The following is a 16,376-nucleotide window of genomic DNA, read 5'->3' as shown; positions in this document are numbered from 1 at the left end:
CAGCGCGCGACTGCCCGCGTCTCAAGCGGTCCTCACCCGTCGCACACTCGCTCTGCCAGCCCTCCGCATCCCCCTCCGCCCCTGCGCAGGCTGGTCTTCGACGCCCCACCGTCCGGCCGACCTGGTGTCCGAACGTCCGAACCAGGCAAGGAGCGAACTCACTCGTCGGACCGCCCCCTCGAGACCACCGCCAGCCGTCCCGACTGGTCGATCACCGCCACCGCGCCCGACTGGTCCGTACGGTAGACGCGCATCCCCAGCCGGTGCAGCATCCCCAGCGTCGGCGGCGCGGGATGCCCGTACCCGTTGTCCGCCCCCACGCTGATCAACGCCGCCCTCGCTCCCGTCGCCGCCAGGAAGCGCGCGTCCTGCCGAGCCGAGCCGTGATGGGGAACCTTCAGCAGATCGGCGGGCGGCAGCCCCATGCGGAGGAGCTCGGCCTGCGCCTCCGTCTCGACATCGCCGCTGAGCAGGATCGAGCCCGCCGCCCAGCGCACCAGCATGACCACGCTCTCGTTGTTGATCACGCTTCCCTCCCCTGTCCCGCCCGGCACGGCACCGGCCGCGGGCCCCACCACGATCAATTCCGACGGGCCGAAGCGCCAGCGCGCGCCAGGGGACGCCACCCACTCGGCGATCCCCTTCCGGCCCAGCGCGGCCGAGATGCGGGCGGACTCGTGCGCCGGAGCCCTCCCAGGGCTGACGATCACCGCGCCGACGCGGCGCCCTGATCGGAAGATCCCGTCCAGCCCGCCCACGTGATCGCGGTGCGGGTGGGTGAGGATGACGAGCGGGACCTCGTGGACGCCGAGGTCACGCAGGCAACGGTCGGCCAGCGTGGGATCAGGCCCGGTGTCCACGACGACCGCCCGCCCAGGGCCCGCCGCGATCGCGAGGGCGTCGCCCTGCCCCACATCGCATGCGACGAGGAGCCAGCGCGCGGGAGGCCAGGGGGCGATCACGGGCCCTGCGACCAGGACGGCCGCGAGGCCTGCCGTACCCATGGTCAGAACGATCACGCGGGCGCCCGCGCGGCGCAGCAGCGGCACCGCCACCGCGACGGCCGCCGCGAGCAGGAGCAGCCCGGTGAGCCCTCCGGGCCAGGGGAGCCCTGCCAGCGGCACGCGGGCGGCGTGCTCGGCCACGATGATGATCCAGCCGACCGCGTAGCCCGCGGGCAGCACGAGGAGCCTGGCCACCTCCATGGACAACGGCGCCACCAGCGCTGCCGCGAACCCGAGCACCGTGGCCGGAGCGACGGCGGGCCCTGCCAGCAGGTTCGCGGGCACCGCGACCAGTTGCAGTTGTCCCGCCATGAGCACGAGCACAGGCGTCACCGCCGCCTGCGCGGCAGCCGGTACGGCTATCGCCTCCGCGGCCCATCGCGGCATCCTGACCGCCATCCTGTCGCGCCAGCCAGGCGCCAGCAGCAGGATGCCGCCGGTGGCGCAGACCGACAGCGCGAAGCCGTACTCGCGGGCCAGTCCGGGGTCGAACAGCATGAGCAGCAGCACCGTCGCCGACAGCGCCGCGACCCCGTCCCTCGGACGCCCCGTGCCCAACGCGATCGCCCCGACCAGCCCCATGAGAAGGGCCCGCAGCACACTCGGCGACGGCCGCGCCACCACCGCGAAGGCCAGCATGGCGAGCGCCGCCAGCCCGGCCCGTACGGCAAGCGGCAGCCCGGCCAACCGCGACAGCGCCACCACCGCTCCGGCCACGATCGCGAGGTTGGCCCCGCTGACGGCCGTCAGGTGGCTGAGTCCCGCCTCCTTGAAGTCGGCGCTGACCTCGGGATCCATGCGGGACACGTCGCCCACCACGAGCCCCGGCAGCAGCCCACGCTGGTCGGGAGGCAACCCGTCCGTCGCCGCGCGCAGTCCGGCCCGCAGCAGGCCCGCCACGCTCTGCAGCCCTGACGGCTCCGACAGCACCGTCGGCGGGCCGCGCACGAGCAGCACCGCGCCGACCAGCTCGCCGGGCTCCGCGCCGCCCAGCCTCCCCGCCACTCGGAGGCGCTGGCTGGGCAGGAGCGGACGCCACCTGCTGCCCGATCCGAAGACGAGGACAGGGGTGTGTACGGCGAGCCGTCCCGTGGGGGTGTCCAGCGACTCCAACGTGGCCTCGACGACCACGCTCTCGCCCCTGAAGGCCGCCTGGGCCTGCCGTACCTTGGGATCGCCCGTGAGGACGATCTCCGCGTGCACGACCGCCCCTCTGGCGGCCAGCTCGGCGACGGGGCCCGTGGTGACGGCGTGCACGCGGAAGGCGACACCGGCCGAGGTGGCCGCCATGCACCCGAGCACCGCGACGGCGACATTCACCCACACACCGGTTCTCCGGGCGGACGAGCGCGAGCCAGCCGGCCCGTCCACCTCACCGGACGCTGCCCCACGCCGGATCGCCCCGCCGGCCAGCCCCCCACGCCCGATCACCCCACCGGCCAGCGCCCCACGCCCGATCACCCCACCGACCAGCGCCGCGCGAGCGATCACCCCACCAGACGACGCCGCACACCCCAACGTCTCGCCAGACGACGCCGCACACCCGAACGCCTCGCCGGACGGTGCAGCACACCCCAACGCCCCACCAGACGATGCCGCACAACCGAACGCCTCGCGGGACGGTGTCAGGCGCCGGATCGCCTCGCGCGACGGGCCTGGTGTCTGCCTGCGGAAGACGAAGAGGGCGAGCTTCGCTGCCATCGGCACCCATGTCCGTCCGAACCGACCGGCACGCCGATGACGCGCCGCGAAAGGAACCCCGGCCGCGCCCAGTGCCGACACCGCCGCGCACGCAGCGCTGATCGGGGCAGGGCAGCCGAGAAGGATGAGCGCTGTGGCCCATGACGCGAGGGCCGGCAGCACCAGGACCAGCGTGTACGCCGACCACCGGTCCTCGGCATCACCCGGCGATGCGGGCGCGCCCGGGCCTCGGCCCGCCTCCTCTCTATGCGCCTTGGTCAACGCGATCCGCCGGTAACGTCTTGCGACCACAAGCCACCCGTAGACCCGGCGAACCCACCCCACCGACCCCCGGCAGAAGACGAAAGGACCCGGCCAGTGAAGCTGCGCGACAACAGACCTCCACCCGGCCCCTCCGGTGCGCCCAATCGACCCAGACCTCCATCCGGGTCCTCCGCCACGCCCACTCGAACCAGGCCCACAAACGAGACGGCCTGGCCGCGGGCTGTGCAGGACAACGGGCCTCCTGGCGGGCCGGCCATCACACCCGCTCGGACCAGGACGACGGACGGAGGTATCCCGTTGGGGGCGGTTCGCGGATGCGAGCGTCCCAGCGGTCTGGGGGACGCACCCGGCCGGACTTCGGAGAGGGGCTGGGATGTCGGGTGGGGGGACGGGGTGGCACTTCGCTCCCAGGCAAGCACTTCGCTCCCAAGCAAGCCGGTCAGACTCGGACCTTGTCCTTCAGCTCGGCGTACTTGCGATCACCGATCCCCGAGACCTCTCGCAGTTGCTCGACGCTTCGGAAGCCGCCGTGCGTGGTGCGGAACTCGGCGATGCGGGCCGCCAGCACCTCGCCGACCCCTGGTAATTCCTCCAGCTGCTCAGGCGTGGCGGTGTTGAGGTCGAGGACGGCCGGAGCGGCGGCGACCCCGCCACCCTCGACGCCGCCTGCGGCACCGGGGGCGGTGGGTGTGCCGACGACGATCTGTTCGCCGTCGACCAGGCGTCTGGCGAGGTTGACGGAGCCCATGGGAGCGCCCGATCGGACCCCGCCCGCGGCCTTCACCGCGTCGGTGACCCTGGAGCCCCCGGGAAGGGTGTAGACGCCCGGCCTGCGCACCTTGCCCGCCACGTGCACCATCACCTCGGGTGAGGTGGGGGTGGAGACGGACGTGACGGTCGGCGGCGCCGCCGAGCCGCTGATCGGGCGGGGCGCGGCCAGAGGCTCCGGGGTGGGGCTGGAGCGCCAGACGTAGACGCCGCCGACGAGGGCCGCCACCACACCCAGCACCAGCAGGACGCGCAGGCCAGGGCGCCCTGGGTCCAGGTTGGGCGCTTGGGCGGAGACGGCGGCGCGAAAGGCGGCGAAGGAGGTGGGGATGGGCGGGGAAAGGCCGGAGGGTCCGTCGTGCGGCACGTCCTCGGTAGGCGATCGGCGGGGCGACGGCTCAGCGCCGAAGTCAGCGCGGCCGGGGAAGCCGTCCGAGGCGGAACCGGCTGCTGCCCGGGAGATCGCCATCGCGCCGAGCCCCGAGCGCGCCGACGGGTGGCCTGAGGAGACGTCCACAGGAGGCCGCCTCAGCGCCGATTCTGAGGCGTCCCCCGACCACGGCGAGCCGTACGCCGACCTGACCCCGTGCGGAAGAGAGATCGCCTCCGAGTCGAACCTGGAATAGCCCGAGACGTTCTCCGCGACAACCGCAGGACGGCCCGACGACGGCAGGTAATCCGAAGCCGTCGCTGGGTCGAAGGCGACCCGATCCGAAGACGTCTTTGGGTCGAAGACCACCCGGTCCGAAGACGCCAAGCGCCCCGAAACGGTTTCCGCGCGAATGTCATGTCGACTCGATGACAGCGAGCCATCCGAAGCCGCCCCCGCATGGAAGTCAGGTCGACCCGACGACGACGACCGGCCCGAAGCGGAGCCGTCCGAAGAAAGGCGGAGAGAGGACGTGTTGGACGGTGCGGAGCCCCCAGGCGAGCCTGGGTCCGCTTCCACCCCGGATGGCTCCCCAGGGGACCCCGGTGGGCATGGACGCCGGAGAGGGGAGCTCACAGCGCGCCACAGCCGTCTCTCCGCCACCGCGCGCTCCACGTTCTCCTCAGCGTTCCGCACAGCCCGAGACCGTAGGCCGTCCCCTCAAGGGGCGCAGCCGCCGAATCGGGTTCTGTGGACAGGCGGAAACGCCCTGGGGACAACCGGTGTCAGCCGGTCGGCGACACCGTGATGCCGAGCGCCCCAGGCCCCACGTGCACGCCGATCACCGCCCCCACCTCGACCACGCTCAGCCGTACTAACTCGGGCAGTCTGCGGGTGAGACGTTCGGCCAGCGCCTCCGCCCTGCTCTGCGCCGACAGGTGCTGGACCGCCACCTCCACCGGTGTCGTGCCCGCCGCCGCCACCGCGAGGTCCTCCAGGCGCGACAGGGCGCGCGTGGCCGTCCGCACCTTCTCCAGCGGCACGATGCGCCCGCCCTCGAGGTGGAGCAGCGGCTTGATCAGCAGCGCGGAGCCGACCAGCGACGCCGCGGCTCCGATGCGCCCGCCCTTGCGCAGGTACTCCAGGGTGTCGACGTAGAAGTAGGTCTGCGTGCGAGCGGCGACGGCCCTGGCGATCGAGGCCACCTCGTGCATCGATGACCCCGAGGCGGCGGCCCGTGCCGCCGCCAGGACGGGGAAGCCGAGGCCCATGGCGATCGACCTGCTGTCGACCACCTCGACGGGGACGGAGGCCGTCTCGGCCGCGAGGCGGGCCGCCTCCGCCGTGCCCGACAAATCACCCGAGAGATGAATAGCGACAATTCCTGAAATACCAGACAAGGAATCATAAACGTCAGAAAAGCGGGCGGGAGAGGGACGGGACGTCGTTACCGGCGTCCATTCTCCGACCGCCGGGGAAACACCCTCGTCGTACGGCCGGCCACCCACGATCACCTGCAAAGGCACCACGGTCACCCCGGAAGGGACGGAAGGCAGGTAAGCGGTGGAATCGGTGACGATCGCGACCGGAGGTGACATGACCCCGAGAGTAGCTACTGAACGGGGATGCCGCCTCGCCAGACCCTGCGCGGCTTCAGCCCGAAGGACCAGGCGAAGGCGCCCTCGTGGTCGGCGTCCCACTGGACGATGTCGGCCAGCCGTCCCGGAGCGAGGACGCCGCGGTCGGGCGCGCCCAGCACGGTCGCGCCGCCGAGCGTGGCGGCCCTCAGGGCGTCGCCCACGCTCATCCCGAACGCCGCCACCGCCAGGCTGATGACCAGCGACATGGAGGTGATGCCGCAGTGGCCGGGGTTGTGGTCGCTGCCGAGGGCGATGGTGACGCCCTGGGAGATCATGCGACGGACGGGAGGAAGGCTGCCGCGCTGCATCGCGGTGGCGGGGCAGAGCACGGCGGGCACGCCGTAGCGGGAGAGGACCGCGATGTCCTCGTCGGAGGTGTGGTGGAGCAGGTCGGCGGAGGCGCAACCGAGCTCGGCCGCCAGCTGGACGGCGCCGCGGCGACTGAAGGCGCCCGCGTGGACGCGCGGCAGCAGGCCGACGTTGCGCCCCGAGGCCAGCACCCAGCGGGACTCCTCGGTGGTGAAGTGGCCCTCGTCGCAGTAGACGTCGACGCTGTCGGCCCCCGCGGCGGCCGCGTCGGCGCACCAGGCGCCCACGGCCTCGACGTAGTCGCGCTGACGGCCGAAGTACTCGGGAGGCACGACGTGAGCCGCGAGGAACGTGACGTGCACGCGCGGCATCATCGGCTCCTTCTCCAGCTCGCGCAGCAGCCGCACGTCGGCCAGCTCGCCGTCGCGGGTGAGGTGGTAGCCGGTCTTGGCCTCGACCGTGGTGGTACCGCTGAGCAGCCAGGAGCGCAGCCGCTCGCGCACGCCGTTGCAGAGAGTCCACGGGTCGGTGCCGCGGGTCACGGTGACGGTGGAGCCGATGCCGCCGCCCGCCGCGTTGATCGCCGAGGAGGAGGAGCCGCTGGAGCGCATGGCCATCTCGGCGTAGCGGTTGCCCGCGTAGACGGGATGGGTGTGCGCGTCGATCAGGCCGGGGGTGACGAGCGCGCCGCTGAGGTTCTCGACCTGGTCGACGTCGACGATGTCGTCGACGACGCCGGGGACGCTCTGCGGGAGGTCGGCCGCGCGGCCCACCCAGGCGATGCGGTCGTTGTGCACGAGAAGGGCCGCGTTGCTGATGACGTCGTTTCCGGTCCACATGCGGCCGATGTTGGTGAGCAGCCGAACAGTCATCGCACCACCCCGCACGCAGGCAGCGGCAAGCGGGCGGGGGTTACCGCGCCCACTGAGTCCGCTCCGGGTCCGGCCGACATCGGGGGTCTCCTGCTCTCATCCGCAACGATCCTGCGGTGACCGATCGCCGGGCTCATGATCCGGCGATTTCAGTTCAGTTACGTTATTTCACAGGTCGGCTCGCTGTACAGGGTTATTCGGAAGAAAGCCCTCGCATCAGAACGACTCATGCGCCCCTTGAGGCAGGTCGGCCTCGCATTTCCGCTCTGGCCCCCGCATGCGACATCACTCGCAGCAGCCATCTCGATACCCGCGCCATTAGTGTCGTAAGGCTTGGCTTATCGTAGCAATCCCAGCGGAGATCGACCACTGTCGCGTTTATCCCCTAACGCGAAGTACGGCCCGCGCCATGGGCGCGAGCCGTACGTCCACCAGTGTCGTCAGCCGACCCGCTCGACCGGCTTGCCCACCCGCTCCAGCTCGTGGAAGAGGCTGGGAAGCACGCGGGCGTGCAGCACGGTGCCGTCGCCGCCGTGCTCGACCGAGATCACCTCGCCCTCCTTGTGGGCGCGGGAGATCAGGTCACCCCTGTCGTACGGCACCAGCATGAGCACCTCGTGGTCGAGCCTGGGCAGTTCCCGCTCGACGAGCTCGAGCAGCTCGTCGATGCCCGCGCCCGTACGGGCGGAGACGACGATGCTGTTGCGCTCTCGCCTGGCGATCCTGTCGAGGACCTCCTGCTCGGCCGCGTCGGCCTTGTTGATCACCACGATCTCGGGCACGTCGAGCGCGCCCTCGATGTCGGCGAACACCTCGCGGACCGCCGCGAGCTGGCCCTCGGGGTCGGGGTGAGAGCCGTCGACCACGTGCAGGATCAGGTCGGCGTCGGCCACCTCCTCCAGCGTGGAGCGGAACGCCTCGACCAGCTGGGTCGGCAGGTGCCTGACGAAGCCGACGGTGTCGGCGATCGTGAAGAGCCTGCCCTCGGGCGTGCGCGCCTTGCGCACAGTCGGGTCGAGGGTGGCGAACAGCGCGTCCTCGACCAGCACGCCCGCACCGGTGATGCGGTTGAGCAGCGAGGACTTGCCCGCGTTGGTGTAGCCGGCGATCGCGACCGCAGGGACCTCACGGCCCTGGCGGTGCGCCCGCATGGTCTCACGCGAGGTCGACATGCCGGAGATCTGACGGCGGAGCTTGGCCATGCGCTCGCGGATGCGGCGCCGGTCCAGCTCGATCTTGGTCTCACCGGGGCCGCGGCCGCCGATGCCCACGCCGCCGGCGGCACGACCACCGACCTGCCTGGACAGGTTGCCACCCCAGCCTCGCAGGCGCGGCAGCAGGTACTGCAGCTGCGCCAGCTCGACCTGGGCCTTGCCCTCGCGGCTCTTGGCGTGCTGGGCGAAGATGTCGAGGATCAGCGCCGTACGGTCAATGACCTTGACCTTGACGATCTCCTCGAGCTGCCGCAGCTGGCCGGGGCTCAGCTCTCCGTCGCAGATCACGGTGTCGGCGCCGGTCGACTCGACCACGTCACGCAGCTCGAGCGCCTTGCCCGAGCCGATGTAGGTGCCGGGGTCGGGCTTCTGCCGCCGCTGGATCAGGCCGTCGAGCACCTGGGAGCCGGCCGTTTCGGCCAGCAACTTGAGTTCTAGAAGGGAGTTGTCGGCGTCGTCGGCCGTGCCGGAGGTCCAGACACCGACCAGGACGACCCGCTCCAGCCTCAGCTGGCGGTATTCGACCTCGGTGACATCCTGGAGCTCGGTGGAGAGCCCAGCCACGCGCCGGAGCGCCTGGCGCTCTTCAAGGTCGAACTCGCCTACTTCGAAGTCGTTTTGCATTCGTGTCATCTCTAATGGGCAACGTCTGGACGTACCAGAATCATCCCCGAACTGCGCCCATTCAGTCACCTGGTTAAACAGGCAGTACCTTCACGTCGCCCGCGCCCGAGGAAACCACGACCTTTCGCGGCGAGGCGGCGTCGTCGGTGACCTTCACGTCGGCGCTGCCCGCGCCGGTGCTGGTGGTGACGTCGTAGGCGCCCTGCGGGAGATAGAGGGTCGAGGTGCCCGCGCCGGTCTCGAGCTCGACCTTGTCGGGTGAGCTCGCGTACTTCAGCTTGATGTCGCCCGCGCCGGTCTCGGCGAACAGGCGCTTGCCCGTCAGCCCGTTGGCGTCGATGTCGCCCGCGCCCGTGGTCACCTCGATCTCGCCCGACAGCGAGCGCAGCGTGATGTCGCCCGCCCCGTTGTCGGTCTTCACGATCATGCCCTTGGGCACCTCGATCGTGTAGTCGATCCAGCAGGAGTTCCAGCCCTTCTTGCAGTCGTAGGACAGCTGGAGGGCGTCGCCGTTCACCTCGTGGAAGGGCTTCGGCTGCTCGTTGCGCCAGTGCATGTTCTCGGTGACCTTGATGCCGGTCCTGTCGGAGCCGTTCACCACGATGGCGCCCGCGTCGCCCTTGACGGTCAGCCTGACGACGTCGTCCTTCACCTCGTAGGAGACCGTCTTCTCCTCCGTGGGCCCGCCGATGCCCGCCAGTCCGCATCCGGTCAGCAACGTCGCGGAGGCCAGGAGTCCCGCTGCGGCGATCACGCCCTTCTTGTTCATGGGGCCAATCCTCCCTTGCGCTGGGCAGGAGGGCATCGGGGATCACCCCTACCTTGTCCCCGACCAACCCTGTGAAGTAGCGTCACTTCCATAATTCAGAAGAAGTTTTCCACTATGCGGAAAGAGGCTCCGATGGAGATCACCGGCCCGATGCTCGAACGGTTCGAGGAGATCCTCACGCCGGAGGCGCTCGCCTTCGTGGCAGGGCTCCACAGGAAGTTCGACGCCCGAAGGCTGGAGCTGCTGGAGGCCAGGCAGGCGAGGCAGGCCGAGCTCTCGGCGGGCGGCACCCTCGACTTCCTGCCCGAGACGAAGGCGGTCCGCGAGAGCGAGTGGCGGGTGGCGCCGCCCGCGCCGGGGCTGGAGGACCGCAGGGTCGAGATCACCGGGCCGGTCGACCGCAAAATGACGATCAACGCGCTCAACTCCGGCGCCAAGGTGTGGCTGGCCGACTTCGAGGACGCCAACTCCCCGCTCTGGGAGAACTGCGTCAGCGGCCAGCTCAACCTGCGCGAGGCCCTGGACCGCGCGATCGACTTCGAGACCGGCGGCAAGAGCTACACCCTGAAGCCCGACGCCGAACTGGCCACCATCGTGGTCAGGCCGCGCGGCTGGCACCTGAACGAGAAGCACGCGCTGGTCGACGGCCGGCAGGTCTCGGCCTCGCTGTTCGACTTCGGCCTCTACTTCTTCCACTGCGCGGCCAGGCAGATCGCCAAGGGCAAGGGCCCCTACTTCTACCTGCCGAAGATGGAGTCGCACCTGGAGGCCCGCCTCTGGAACGACGTCTTCGTCCACGCCCAGGAAGAGCTCGGCATCGACCACGGCACGATCAGGGCCACCGTCCTGATCGAGACCTACCCCGCGGCCTTCGAGATGGAGGAGATCCTCTACGAGCTGCGCGACCACTCGGCCGGGCTCAACGCGGGACGCTGGGACTACCTCTTCAGCGTCATCAAGAAGTTCCGCACGCGGGGCAGGGAGTTCCTGCTGCCCGAGCGCAATGCGGTGACGATGACCGCTCCCTTCATGCGCGCCTACACCGAGCTGCTCGTGCGCAGCTGCCACAAGCGCGGCGCCCACGCGATCGGCGGCATGGCCGCCTTCATCCCCTCGCGCAGGGACCCCGAGGTCAACGCGGTGGCGCTGGAGAAGGTCCGCGCGGACAAGACCCGCGAGTCGGGCGACGGCTTCGACGGCTCCTGGGTCGCCCACCCCGACCTGGTGCCCATCTGCGGCGAGGTCTTCACCTCCGTGCTCGGCCGGCGCCCCAACCAGCTCGACCGCCTGCGCGAGGACGTCGACGTCTCGGCCGCCGACCTGCTCGCCGTCTCCGCCACCCCTGGCGACATCACCGAGAACGGCCTGCGCAACAACGTCGACGTCGCGCTGCGCTACCTCGCCGCCTGGATGGGCGGGCTCGGCGCGGTCGCCATCCACAACCTCATGGAGGACGCGGCCACCGCCGAGATCTCCCGCTCCCAGATCTGGCAGTGGATCCACAACGGCATCGAGCTCGCCGACACCGGCGCGGTGGTGACCAAGGAGCTGGTCGAGCAGATCATCGCGGAGGAGCTGGCCAAGATCGCCGCCGAGCCCGGCTACGACGAGGCCCTGTACGCCCAGGCCGAGGCGCTGTTCAAGGAGGTCGCGCTCGACGACGACTTCGCCGAGTTCCTCACCCTGCCCGCCTACGCCCGTATGCCGTAGTCTGCGAATTTCCGAGGAGGTGGCGCGGTGCTGGCAGAGCTGATCGGCAGGCTCGGCGAGGTGCTGGAGCCGGAGGCGGTCATCACCGATCCCGTACGGCTGCGCACCTACGAGTGCGACGGCCTCACCTACCATCGCGCCACGCCGGGCGTCGCCGTCCTGCCGGAGAACGCCGAGCAGGTCGCGGGCGTGATCAGGCTGTGCAACGAGTACGGCGTGCCGTTCGTGGCCAGAGGCTCGGGCACCGGCCTCTCGGGCGGCGCGCTGCCCCGCACCGACGGCGTGCTGATCGTGACCTCGAAGATGCGCGCGATCGTGGAGATCGACCTGCCCAACCGCAGGGCCGTCGTCGAGCCGGGCGTGACGAACCTGGCGATCACCGAGGCGGTCCGCGACCAGGGCTACTACTACGCGCCCGACCCCTCCAGCCAGCAGGTCTGCTCGATCGGCGGCAACGTGGCGGAGAACTCCGGCGGCGCCCACTGCCTGAAGTACGGCTTCACCGTCAACCACGTCGAGGCGTGCGAGATCGTCACGCCCGACGGCGACATCGTCACCCTCGACCGCGCCGATCCCGGCTACGACCTGCTCGGCGCCTTCATCGGCTCGGAGGGGACACTCGGCGTCACGACCAAGGTCACCGTACGGCTCAGCCGCGCTCCCGAGGCCGTGACCACCGTCCTGGCGGCCTTCGAGGACATCGAGCAGGGCGGCGAGGCGGTGTCGGCGATCATCGCGGCCGGCATCCTGCCCGCCGCGATCGAGATGATGGACGCGCTGGCGATCGCGGCCGCCGAGGCGGCCGTGGCCTGTCGCTATCCGGAGAACGCGGGCGCCGTGCTGATCGTCGAGCTCGACGGTCCTTCGGCCGAGGTCGAGAGGCAGTTCGCGCTGCTGAGCCAGATCTGCTCGAAGGCGTTCGAGCTGCGGGTGGCCGAGGATCCCGCCGAGCGGGCGGCGATCTGGAGAGGACGCAAGTCGGCGTTCGCGGCGGTCGGCCGCATCAGCCCCGCCTACATCGTGCAGGACGGCGTGGTGCCGCGCACCTCGCTCCCCGAGGTGCTGGCGGGGATCGACAGCCTGTCGCGCGAGCACGGCATCAAGGTCGCCAACGTCTTCCACGCGGGCGACGGGAACCTGCACCCGCTGGTGCTCTTCGACGACACCGAGCCGGGGGCGGGCGAGCGGGCCGAGATCGTCTCGGGCAGGATCCTCGACCTGTGCATCGCGCACGGCGGCTCCATCACCGGCGAGCACGGCGTGGGCGTCGACAAGGCCCGCTACATGCCCAGGATGTTCACCGACGCCGATCTCGACACCATGCAGCTCGTCAGGTGCGCCTTCGACCCTCGCGGGCTGTCCAACCCCGGCAAGATCTTCCCGACGCCTCGGCTGTGCGGAGAGGTGCCGGGCGTGCGCAAGGGCGTTCATCCGCTGGTCGAGTCTGGAAAGGCGGAGCAGTTTTGATGCCTTCGGGGGTCACCGTCAGACAGGCGGGGCCCGAGGACGAGGTGGCGGGCGTGCTTCCCCGATGGGTGGCGCTGCCCGAGACCACCGAGGAGGTCGCCGCGATCATGACGGCGGCGGCCGAGCACGACCTCGCCGTCGTCCCGGTCGGCGGGGGCTCCAAGCTGCACTGGGGGCCGCCGCCCGAGCGGTGCGACGTGCTGCTCGACACCTGCTGCCTCAACCAGGTCCTCGAGCACGCGGAGGGCGACCTGGTGGTGCGCGCGCAGGCGGGCGTCACCATGGAGGCCCTCGCGCGGACGCTCGCCGCGCGAGGGCAGGAGCTGGCGCTCGACGTCCCGGTGGAGGGCGCGACCGTCGGCGGCACCCTCGCCACCGCGCTCCCCGGCCCGCGCTCGTTCCGCTACGGCGGCGCCCGCGACCTGCTCATCGGCATCACGGTCGTCCTGGCCGACGGCACCGTCGCCCACTCGGGCGGCAAGGTGGTCAAGAACGTGGCGGGCTACGACCTCGGCAAACTCTTCACCGGCTCGTACGGCACGCTCGGCGTGATCGCGGAGGCCACCTTCCGGCTGCACCCGCTCGCCTCCGAGCGCCGCTGGATCCAAGCCCACCTACCCGTACGGCACGCCGACGAGAGCGCCACCCCCGGCACGGGGCCGGGCCCCGTCCAGGGATACGCCTCACCGAGCGCGCGGGGCGGGCCACCCCAACGGAAGGCCACCCTCGCCACCGTCCTGGCCACCTCCCAGGCCGAGCCCACCGCCGTCGAGGTCAACCGCGCGGGCGACGACGCGGCCTGCGAGCTGGCCGTCCTGGTGGAGGGGTCGGCCGCCGAGTCCCGCGCCGAGGCCGTCGCCGCCCTGATGCCGGGCGCGACGGTCGGCGCCGAGCCACCCTCGTGGTGGGGCGCGCTTCCCGACGGCGACGTGCTCATGGAGCTGCGCTTCCCTCCTTCGCGGGGTGAGGTTGTGCTGGAGGCGGTCCACGGGCTGGGCGCGACGGTCAGGGGCTCCCTCGCCTCGGGCGTCCTCTGGCTCGCCCTCTCCCCTTCGGAGAGCTCTTCCGAGCGCGCTTCCGAGAGGTCTTCCGAGTCTCCCGAGAGGTCTCCCGAGTCTCCCGAAAAGCTCGGTCCCGAAAGGCTGGGTCTCGAAGGGCTCGGTTCCGCAGGGCTCGCCGGGCTCGTGGCGGGGCTTCGGGCGCGGCTGGCGGAGGTGGGCGGGCGCGTGAGCGTGCTGGCCTCGCCGTACGCGGAGGGTCTCGACAGGTGGGGCGAGATCAGCGCGCTGCCGCTGATGCGGCGCGTGAAGGAACGCTTCGACCCCGGGCGCAGGATGTCCCCCGGCAGGTATGTGGGAGGGATCTGACGCGATGGACCCCGAGCTGATCAAGGACTGCGTGCACTGCGGGTTCTGCCTGCCCTCGTGCCCGACCTACGTCCTGTGGGGCGAGGAGATGGACTCGCCGCGCGGCCGCATCCATCTGATGAGCCAGCACGTCGAGGGCACCCCGATCACCCCGGAGATGGCCGGCCACTTCGACGCGTGCCTCGGCTGCATGGCGTGTGTGACCGCCTGCCCCTCGGGCGTGCAGTACGACAGGTTGATCGAGCAGACCCGTGCCGAGGTGGAGCGGGAGCACGTCCGCGAGCCGAGGGAGCGGGCGGTGCGCGGGCTGGTGTTCGGGCTCTTCCCCTACCCGCGCAGGCTGCGCGCGCTGCGGCCGACGCTCGGGCTGGCCAGACGGCTCCAGCCGCTGCTCGAACGGGCGCACCCGAGCCTCGGGGCGATGATCGCGCTCGCCCCTGTCCCGGGCAGGCGGCAGCGGCTGCCGGGACGGGTCCGGGCGGTCGGCGAGCGCAGAGCGCTGGTCGGGATGCTCACCGGATGCGTGCAGAACGAGTTCTTCCCCCAGGTCAACGCCGCCACGGCGCGGGTGCTGGCGATGGAGGGCTGCGAGGTCGTCATCCCGCCGCACCAGGGGTGCTGCGGGGCGCTGAGCGTGCACTCGGGACGGGACGACCAGGCCAGAAGGTTCGCCAAGCGGACGATCAGGACATTCGAGCGCGCGGGGGTCGACACGGTCGTGGTGAACGCGGCGGGGTGCGGCTCCTCGATGAAGGAGTACGCCGAGCTGCTCGCCGACTCGCCCGAGTGGGCGGGAAGGGCCCGCGCGCTCAGGACCGTGGACCTGGCCGAGTGGCTGGCCGAGCTGGGCCCGGTGGCCGAGCGGCATCCGCTGCCGGTCACGGTCGCCTATCACGACGCCTGCCACCTCGCGCACGCCCAGGGGATCAGGGCACAACCCCGTGAGCTGTTGCGCGGCATTCCAGGGCTGTCGCTGCGGGACATCCCCGAGTCGGACCTGTGCTGCGGGTCGGCGGGCACCTACAACATCTTCGAGCCTTCGGCCGCCCGCGACCTGGGAGACCGCAAGGCGGAGCGGGTGCGCTCGACGGGCGCGCAGCTGCTGGTGTCGGCCAACCCCGGCTGCACGATGCAGATCGCGGCGGCGATGCGGCGGGCGGGTGGGGAGATCAGGGTGGCGCACACGGCCGAGATCCTGGACGCCTCCCTGCGCGGGGTCAGCCCTTCGTTCCTGGACGCCGCCTGCGGAAAGCCCCGCTCGTGAACCCACAGAGGGGGGACGCCGAGCCCCTGACGACGGTCGGGGCCGGCGCCGGGTTCCAGGCTGGGACCTGGTTCGAGGCTGGGACCTGGTTCGAGGCTGGGACCTGGTTCGAGGCTGGGACCTGGTTCGAGGCTGGGACCTGGTTCGCAACTGGGATTGGGTTCGCAGCTGGGACCGAGGTCGAGGCAGAAGGCGGATTCGCACCTGGGGCCGGATTCGCGGCAGAGGCCACATCCAAGGCAGAGGCCGAGTTCGTTGTGGGGGCGGGGAGGGTGGCGTGAGCGTGCAGTCGGTCGACAGGGCGCTGGACGTGCTGGAGGCGCTCGCGGCGCACGGCGGCGAGGCCGGCCTGTCGGAGATCGCGGCCCGCACCGGCCTGCCGTACGGGACGATTCACCGCCTGCTCCAGACGCTCCTGTCGCGCGGCTACGTCCGGCAGGAGTCGGACCGCCGCTACGCGCTCGGCGGTGCGCTCGTGAGGCTGGGCGGGGTCGCGGAGCGGATGGTCGGGGTGTGGGCGCGGCCGTACCTCACCAGGATGGTCGAGCTGTCGGGTGAGACGGCCAACCTCGCGGTGCTGGAGGGCGACTTCATCGTCTACGTCGCCCAGGTGCCCTCGCCGCGCAGGTTGCGGATGTTCGCCGAGGTGGGCAGGCGGGTGCTGCCCCACAGCACGGCGGTGGGCAAGGTGCTGCTCGCCGACAGGGCCGACGGCGAGTCGATGGCGCTGTTCGAGCGGACCGGCATGCCCCGCCGTACGGCCAACACGATCACCTCCCACGAGGCCATGCGGCAGGAGCTGGCCACGGTCAGGTCGAGGGGGTACGCCATGGACCTGGGCGAGGAGGAGCTGGGCGTGCACTGCCTCGCCGTGCCCGTGCGGGACGGGGCGAGGGTGGTGGCCGCCATGTCGGTCTCGGGCCCCGCCGAGCGCATCGACGCGCTCGACAGGGACGAGCTGGCGGAGGGGATGCGCAAGATCGCCCTCGACTTCGGCCGCGAACTCGGCTCGGACGAGCCCCTCTGACCCCCG

11 protein-coding genes are annotated in these 16,376 nt (G+C 71.3%); 5 read left to right on the top strand and 6 right to left on the bottom strand.

The features are described from left to right. Positions 1–158 precede the first annotated feature (158 nt). From ABFX50_RS06850 to ABFX50_RS06825, 6 genes are all read right to left on the bottom strand, one after another. On the bottom strand, positions 159–2,324 hold the full coding sequence (locus ABFX50_RS06850; RefSeq protein WP_346144255.1) for a ComEC/Rec2 family competence protein: 2,166 nt from the start codon (positions 2,322–2,324) through the stop codon (positions 159–161). 1,084 nt (positions 2,325–3,408) lie between these two features. Further along, positions 3,409–4,254, bottom strand: coding sequence for a ComEA family DNA-binding protein (locus tag ABFX50_RS06845; protein ID WP_346144253.1), 846 nt, complete (start codon positions 4,252–4,254; stop codon positions 3,409–3,411). A gap of 638 nt (positions 4,255–4,892) precedes the next feature. Continuing rightward, on the bottom strand, positions 4,893–5,705 hold the full coding sequence (locus tag ABFX50_RS06840) for a DegV family protein (protein ID WP_346144251.1): 813 nt from the start codon (positions 5,703–5,705) through the stop codon (positions 4,893–4,895). Positions 5,706–5,719: 14 nt separating this feature from the next. Continuing rightward, complete coding sequence (gene hutI / locus ABFX50_RS06835; RefSeq protein ID WP_183657668.1) at positions 5,720–6,928, bottom strand: imidazolonepropionase; 1,209 nt, start codon at positions 6,926–6,928, stop codon at positions 5,720–5,722. 440 nt (positions 6,929–7,368) lie between these two features. Further along, positions 7,369–8,775 (bottom strand): GTPase HflX, encoded by a 1,407-nt coding sequence (gene hflX / locus ABFX50_RS06830; protein WP_183657666.1) that lies wholly within the window; start codon positions 8,773–8,775, stop codon positions 7,369–7,371. A 64-nt stretch (positions 8,776–8,839) separates the two neighbouring features. Next, positions 8,840–9,535 (bottom strand): DUF4097 family beta strand repeat-containing protein, encoded by a 696-nt coding sequence (locus tag ABFX50_RS06825; RefSeq protein WP_346144248.1) that lies wholly within the window; start codon positions 9,533–9,535, stop codon positions 8,840–8,842. 132 nt (positions 9,536–9,667) lie between these two features. Between ABFX50_RS06825 and aceB the strand changes: the two genes are divergently transcribed. From aceB to ABFX50_RS06800, 5 genes are all read left to right on the top strand, one after another. Further along, positions 9,668–11,245, top strand: a complete 1,578-nt coding sequence (gene aceB, locus ABFX50_RS06820) for a malate synthase A (RefSeq protein WP_346144246.1) — start codon at positions 9,668–9,670, stop codon at positions 11,243–11,245. Positions 11,246–11,272: 27 nt separating this feature from the next. Next, a complete protein-coding gene (locus ABFX50_RS06815; protein ID WP_346144244.1) occupies positions 11,273–12,712 on the top strand; it encodes an FAD-binding oxidoreductase in 1,440 nt (479 codons plus the stop codon). Further along, the gene (locus ABFX50_RS06810; protein ID WP_346144242.1) at positions 12,712–14,079 is read left to right on the top strand and encodes an FAD-binding oxidoreductase; all 1,368 of its coding nucleotides are present in this window, start codon (positions 12,712–12,714) and stop codon (positions 14,077–14,079) included. The genes ABFX50_RS06815 and ABFX50_RS06810 overlap by 1 nt, the downstream gene beginning before the upstream one ends. Positions 14,080–14,083: 4 nt before the next feature. Continuing rightward, entirely contained in the window at positions 14,084–15,343 is a 1,260-nt protein-coding gene (locus tag ABFX50_RS06805; protein ID WP_346144240.1) for a (Fe-S)-binding protein, read from the top strand. A gap of 283 nt (positions 15,344–15,626) precedes the next feature. Beyond that, positions 15,627–16,370, top strand: a complete 744-nt coding sequence (locus ABFX50_RS06800; protein WP_379506694.1) for an IclR family transcriptional regulator — start codon at positions 15,627–15,629, stop codon at positions 16,368–16,370. Positions 16,371–16,376: the final 6 nt, after the last annotated feature.

It is taken from the genome of Nonomuraea recticatena (assembly GCF_039533245.1).
In the GTDB taxonomy this organism is placed as follows: Bacteria; Actinomycetota; Actinomycetes; order Streptosporangiales; family Streptosporangiaceae; genus Nonomuraea; species Nonomuraea roseola.
Note: the sequence above shows the minus strand (reverse complement) of the source record. Positions and strands in the feature narration are given on the sequence as shown.

Coding starts and splice junctions, on each gene's coding strand:
- ABFX50_RS06840 (WP_346144251.1), bottom strand. CDS start 5,705: ATGTCACCTCCGGTCGCGATCGTCACCGATTCCACCGCTTACCTGCCT.
- hutI (WP_183657668.1), bottom strand. CDS start 6,928: ATGACTGTTCGGCTGCTCACCAACATCGGCCGCATGTGGACCGGAAAC.
- hflX (WP_183657666.1), bottom strand. CDS start 8,775: ATGACACGAATGCAAAACGACTTCGAAGTAGGCGAGTTCGACCTTGAA.
- ABFX50_RS06825 (WP_346144248.1), bottom strand. CDS start 9,535: ATGAACAAGAAGGGCGTGATCGCCGCAGCGGGACTCCTGGCCTCCGCG.
- aceB (WP_346144246.1), top strand. CDS start 9,668: ATGGAGATCACCGGCCCGATGCTCGAACGGTTCGAGGAGATCCTCACG.
- ABFX50_RS06810 (WP_346144242.1), top strand. CDS start 12,712: ATGCCTTCGGGGGTCACCGTCAGACAGGCGGGGCCCGAGGACGAGGTG.
- ABFX50_RS06805 (WP_346144240.1), top strand. CDS start 14,084: ATGGACCCCGAGCTGATCAAGGACTGCGTGCACTGCGGGTTCTGCCTG.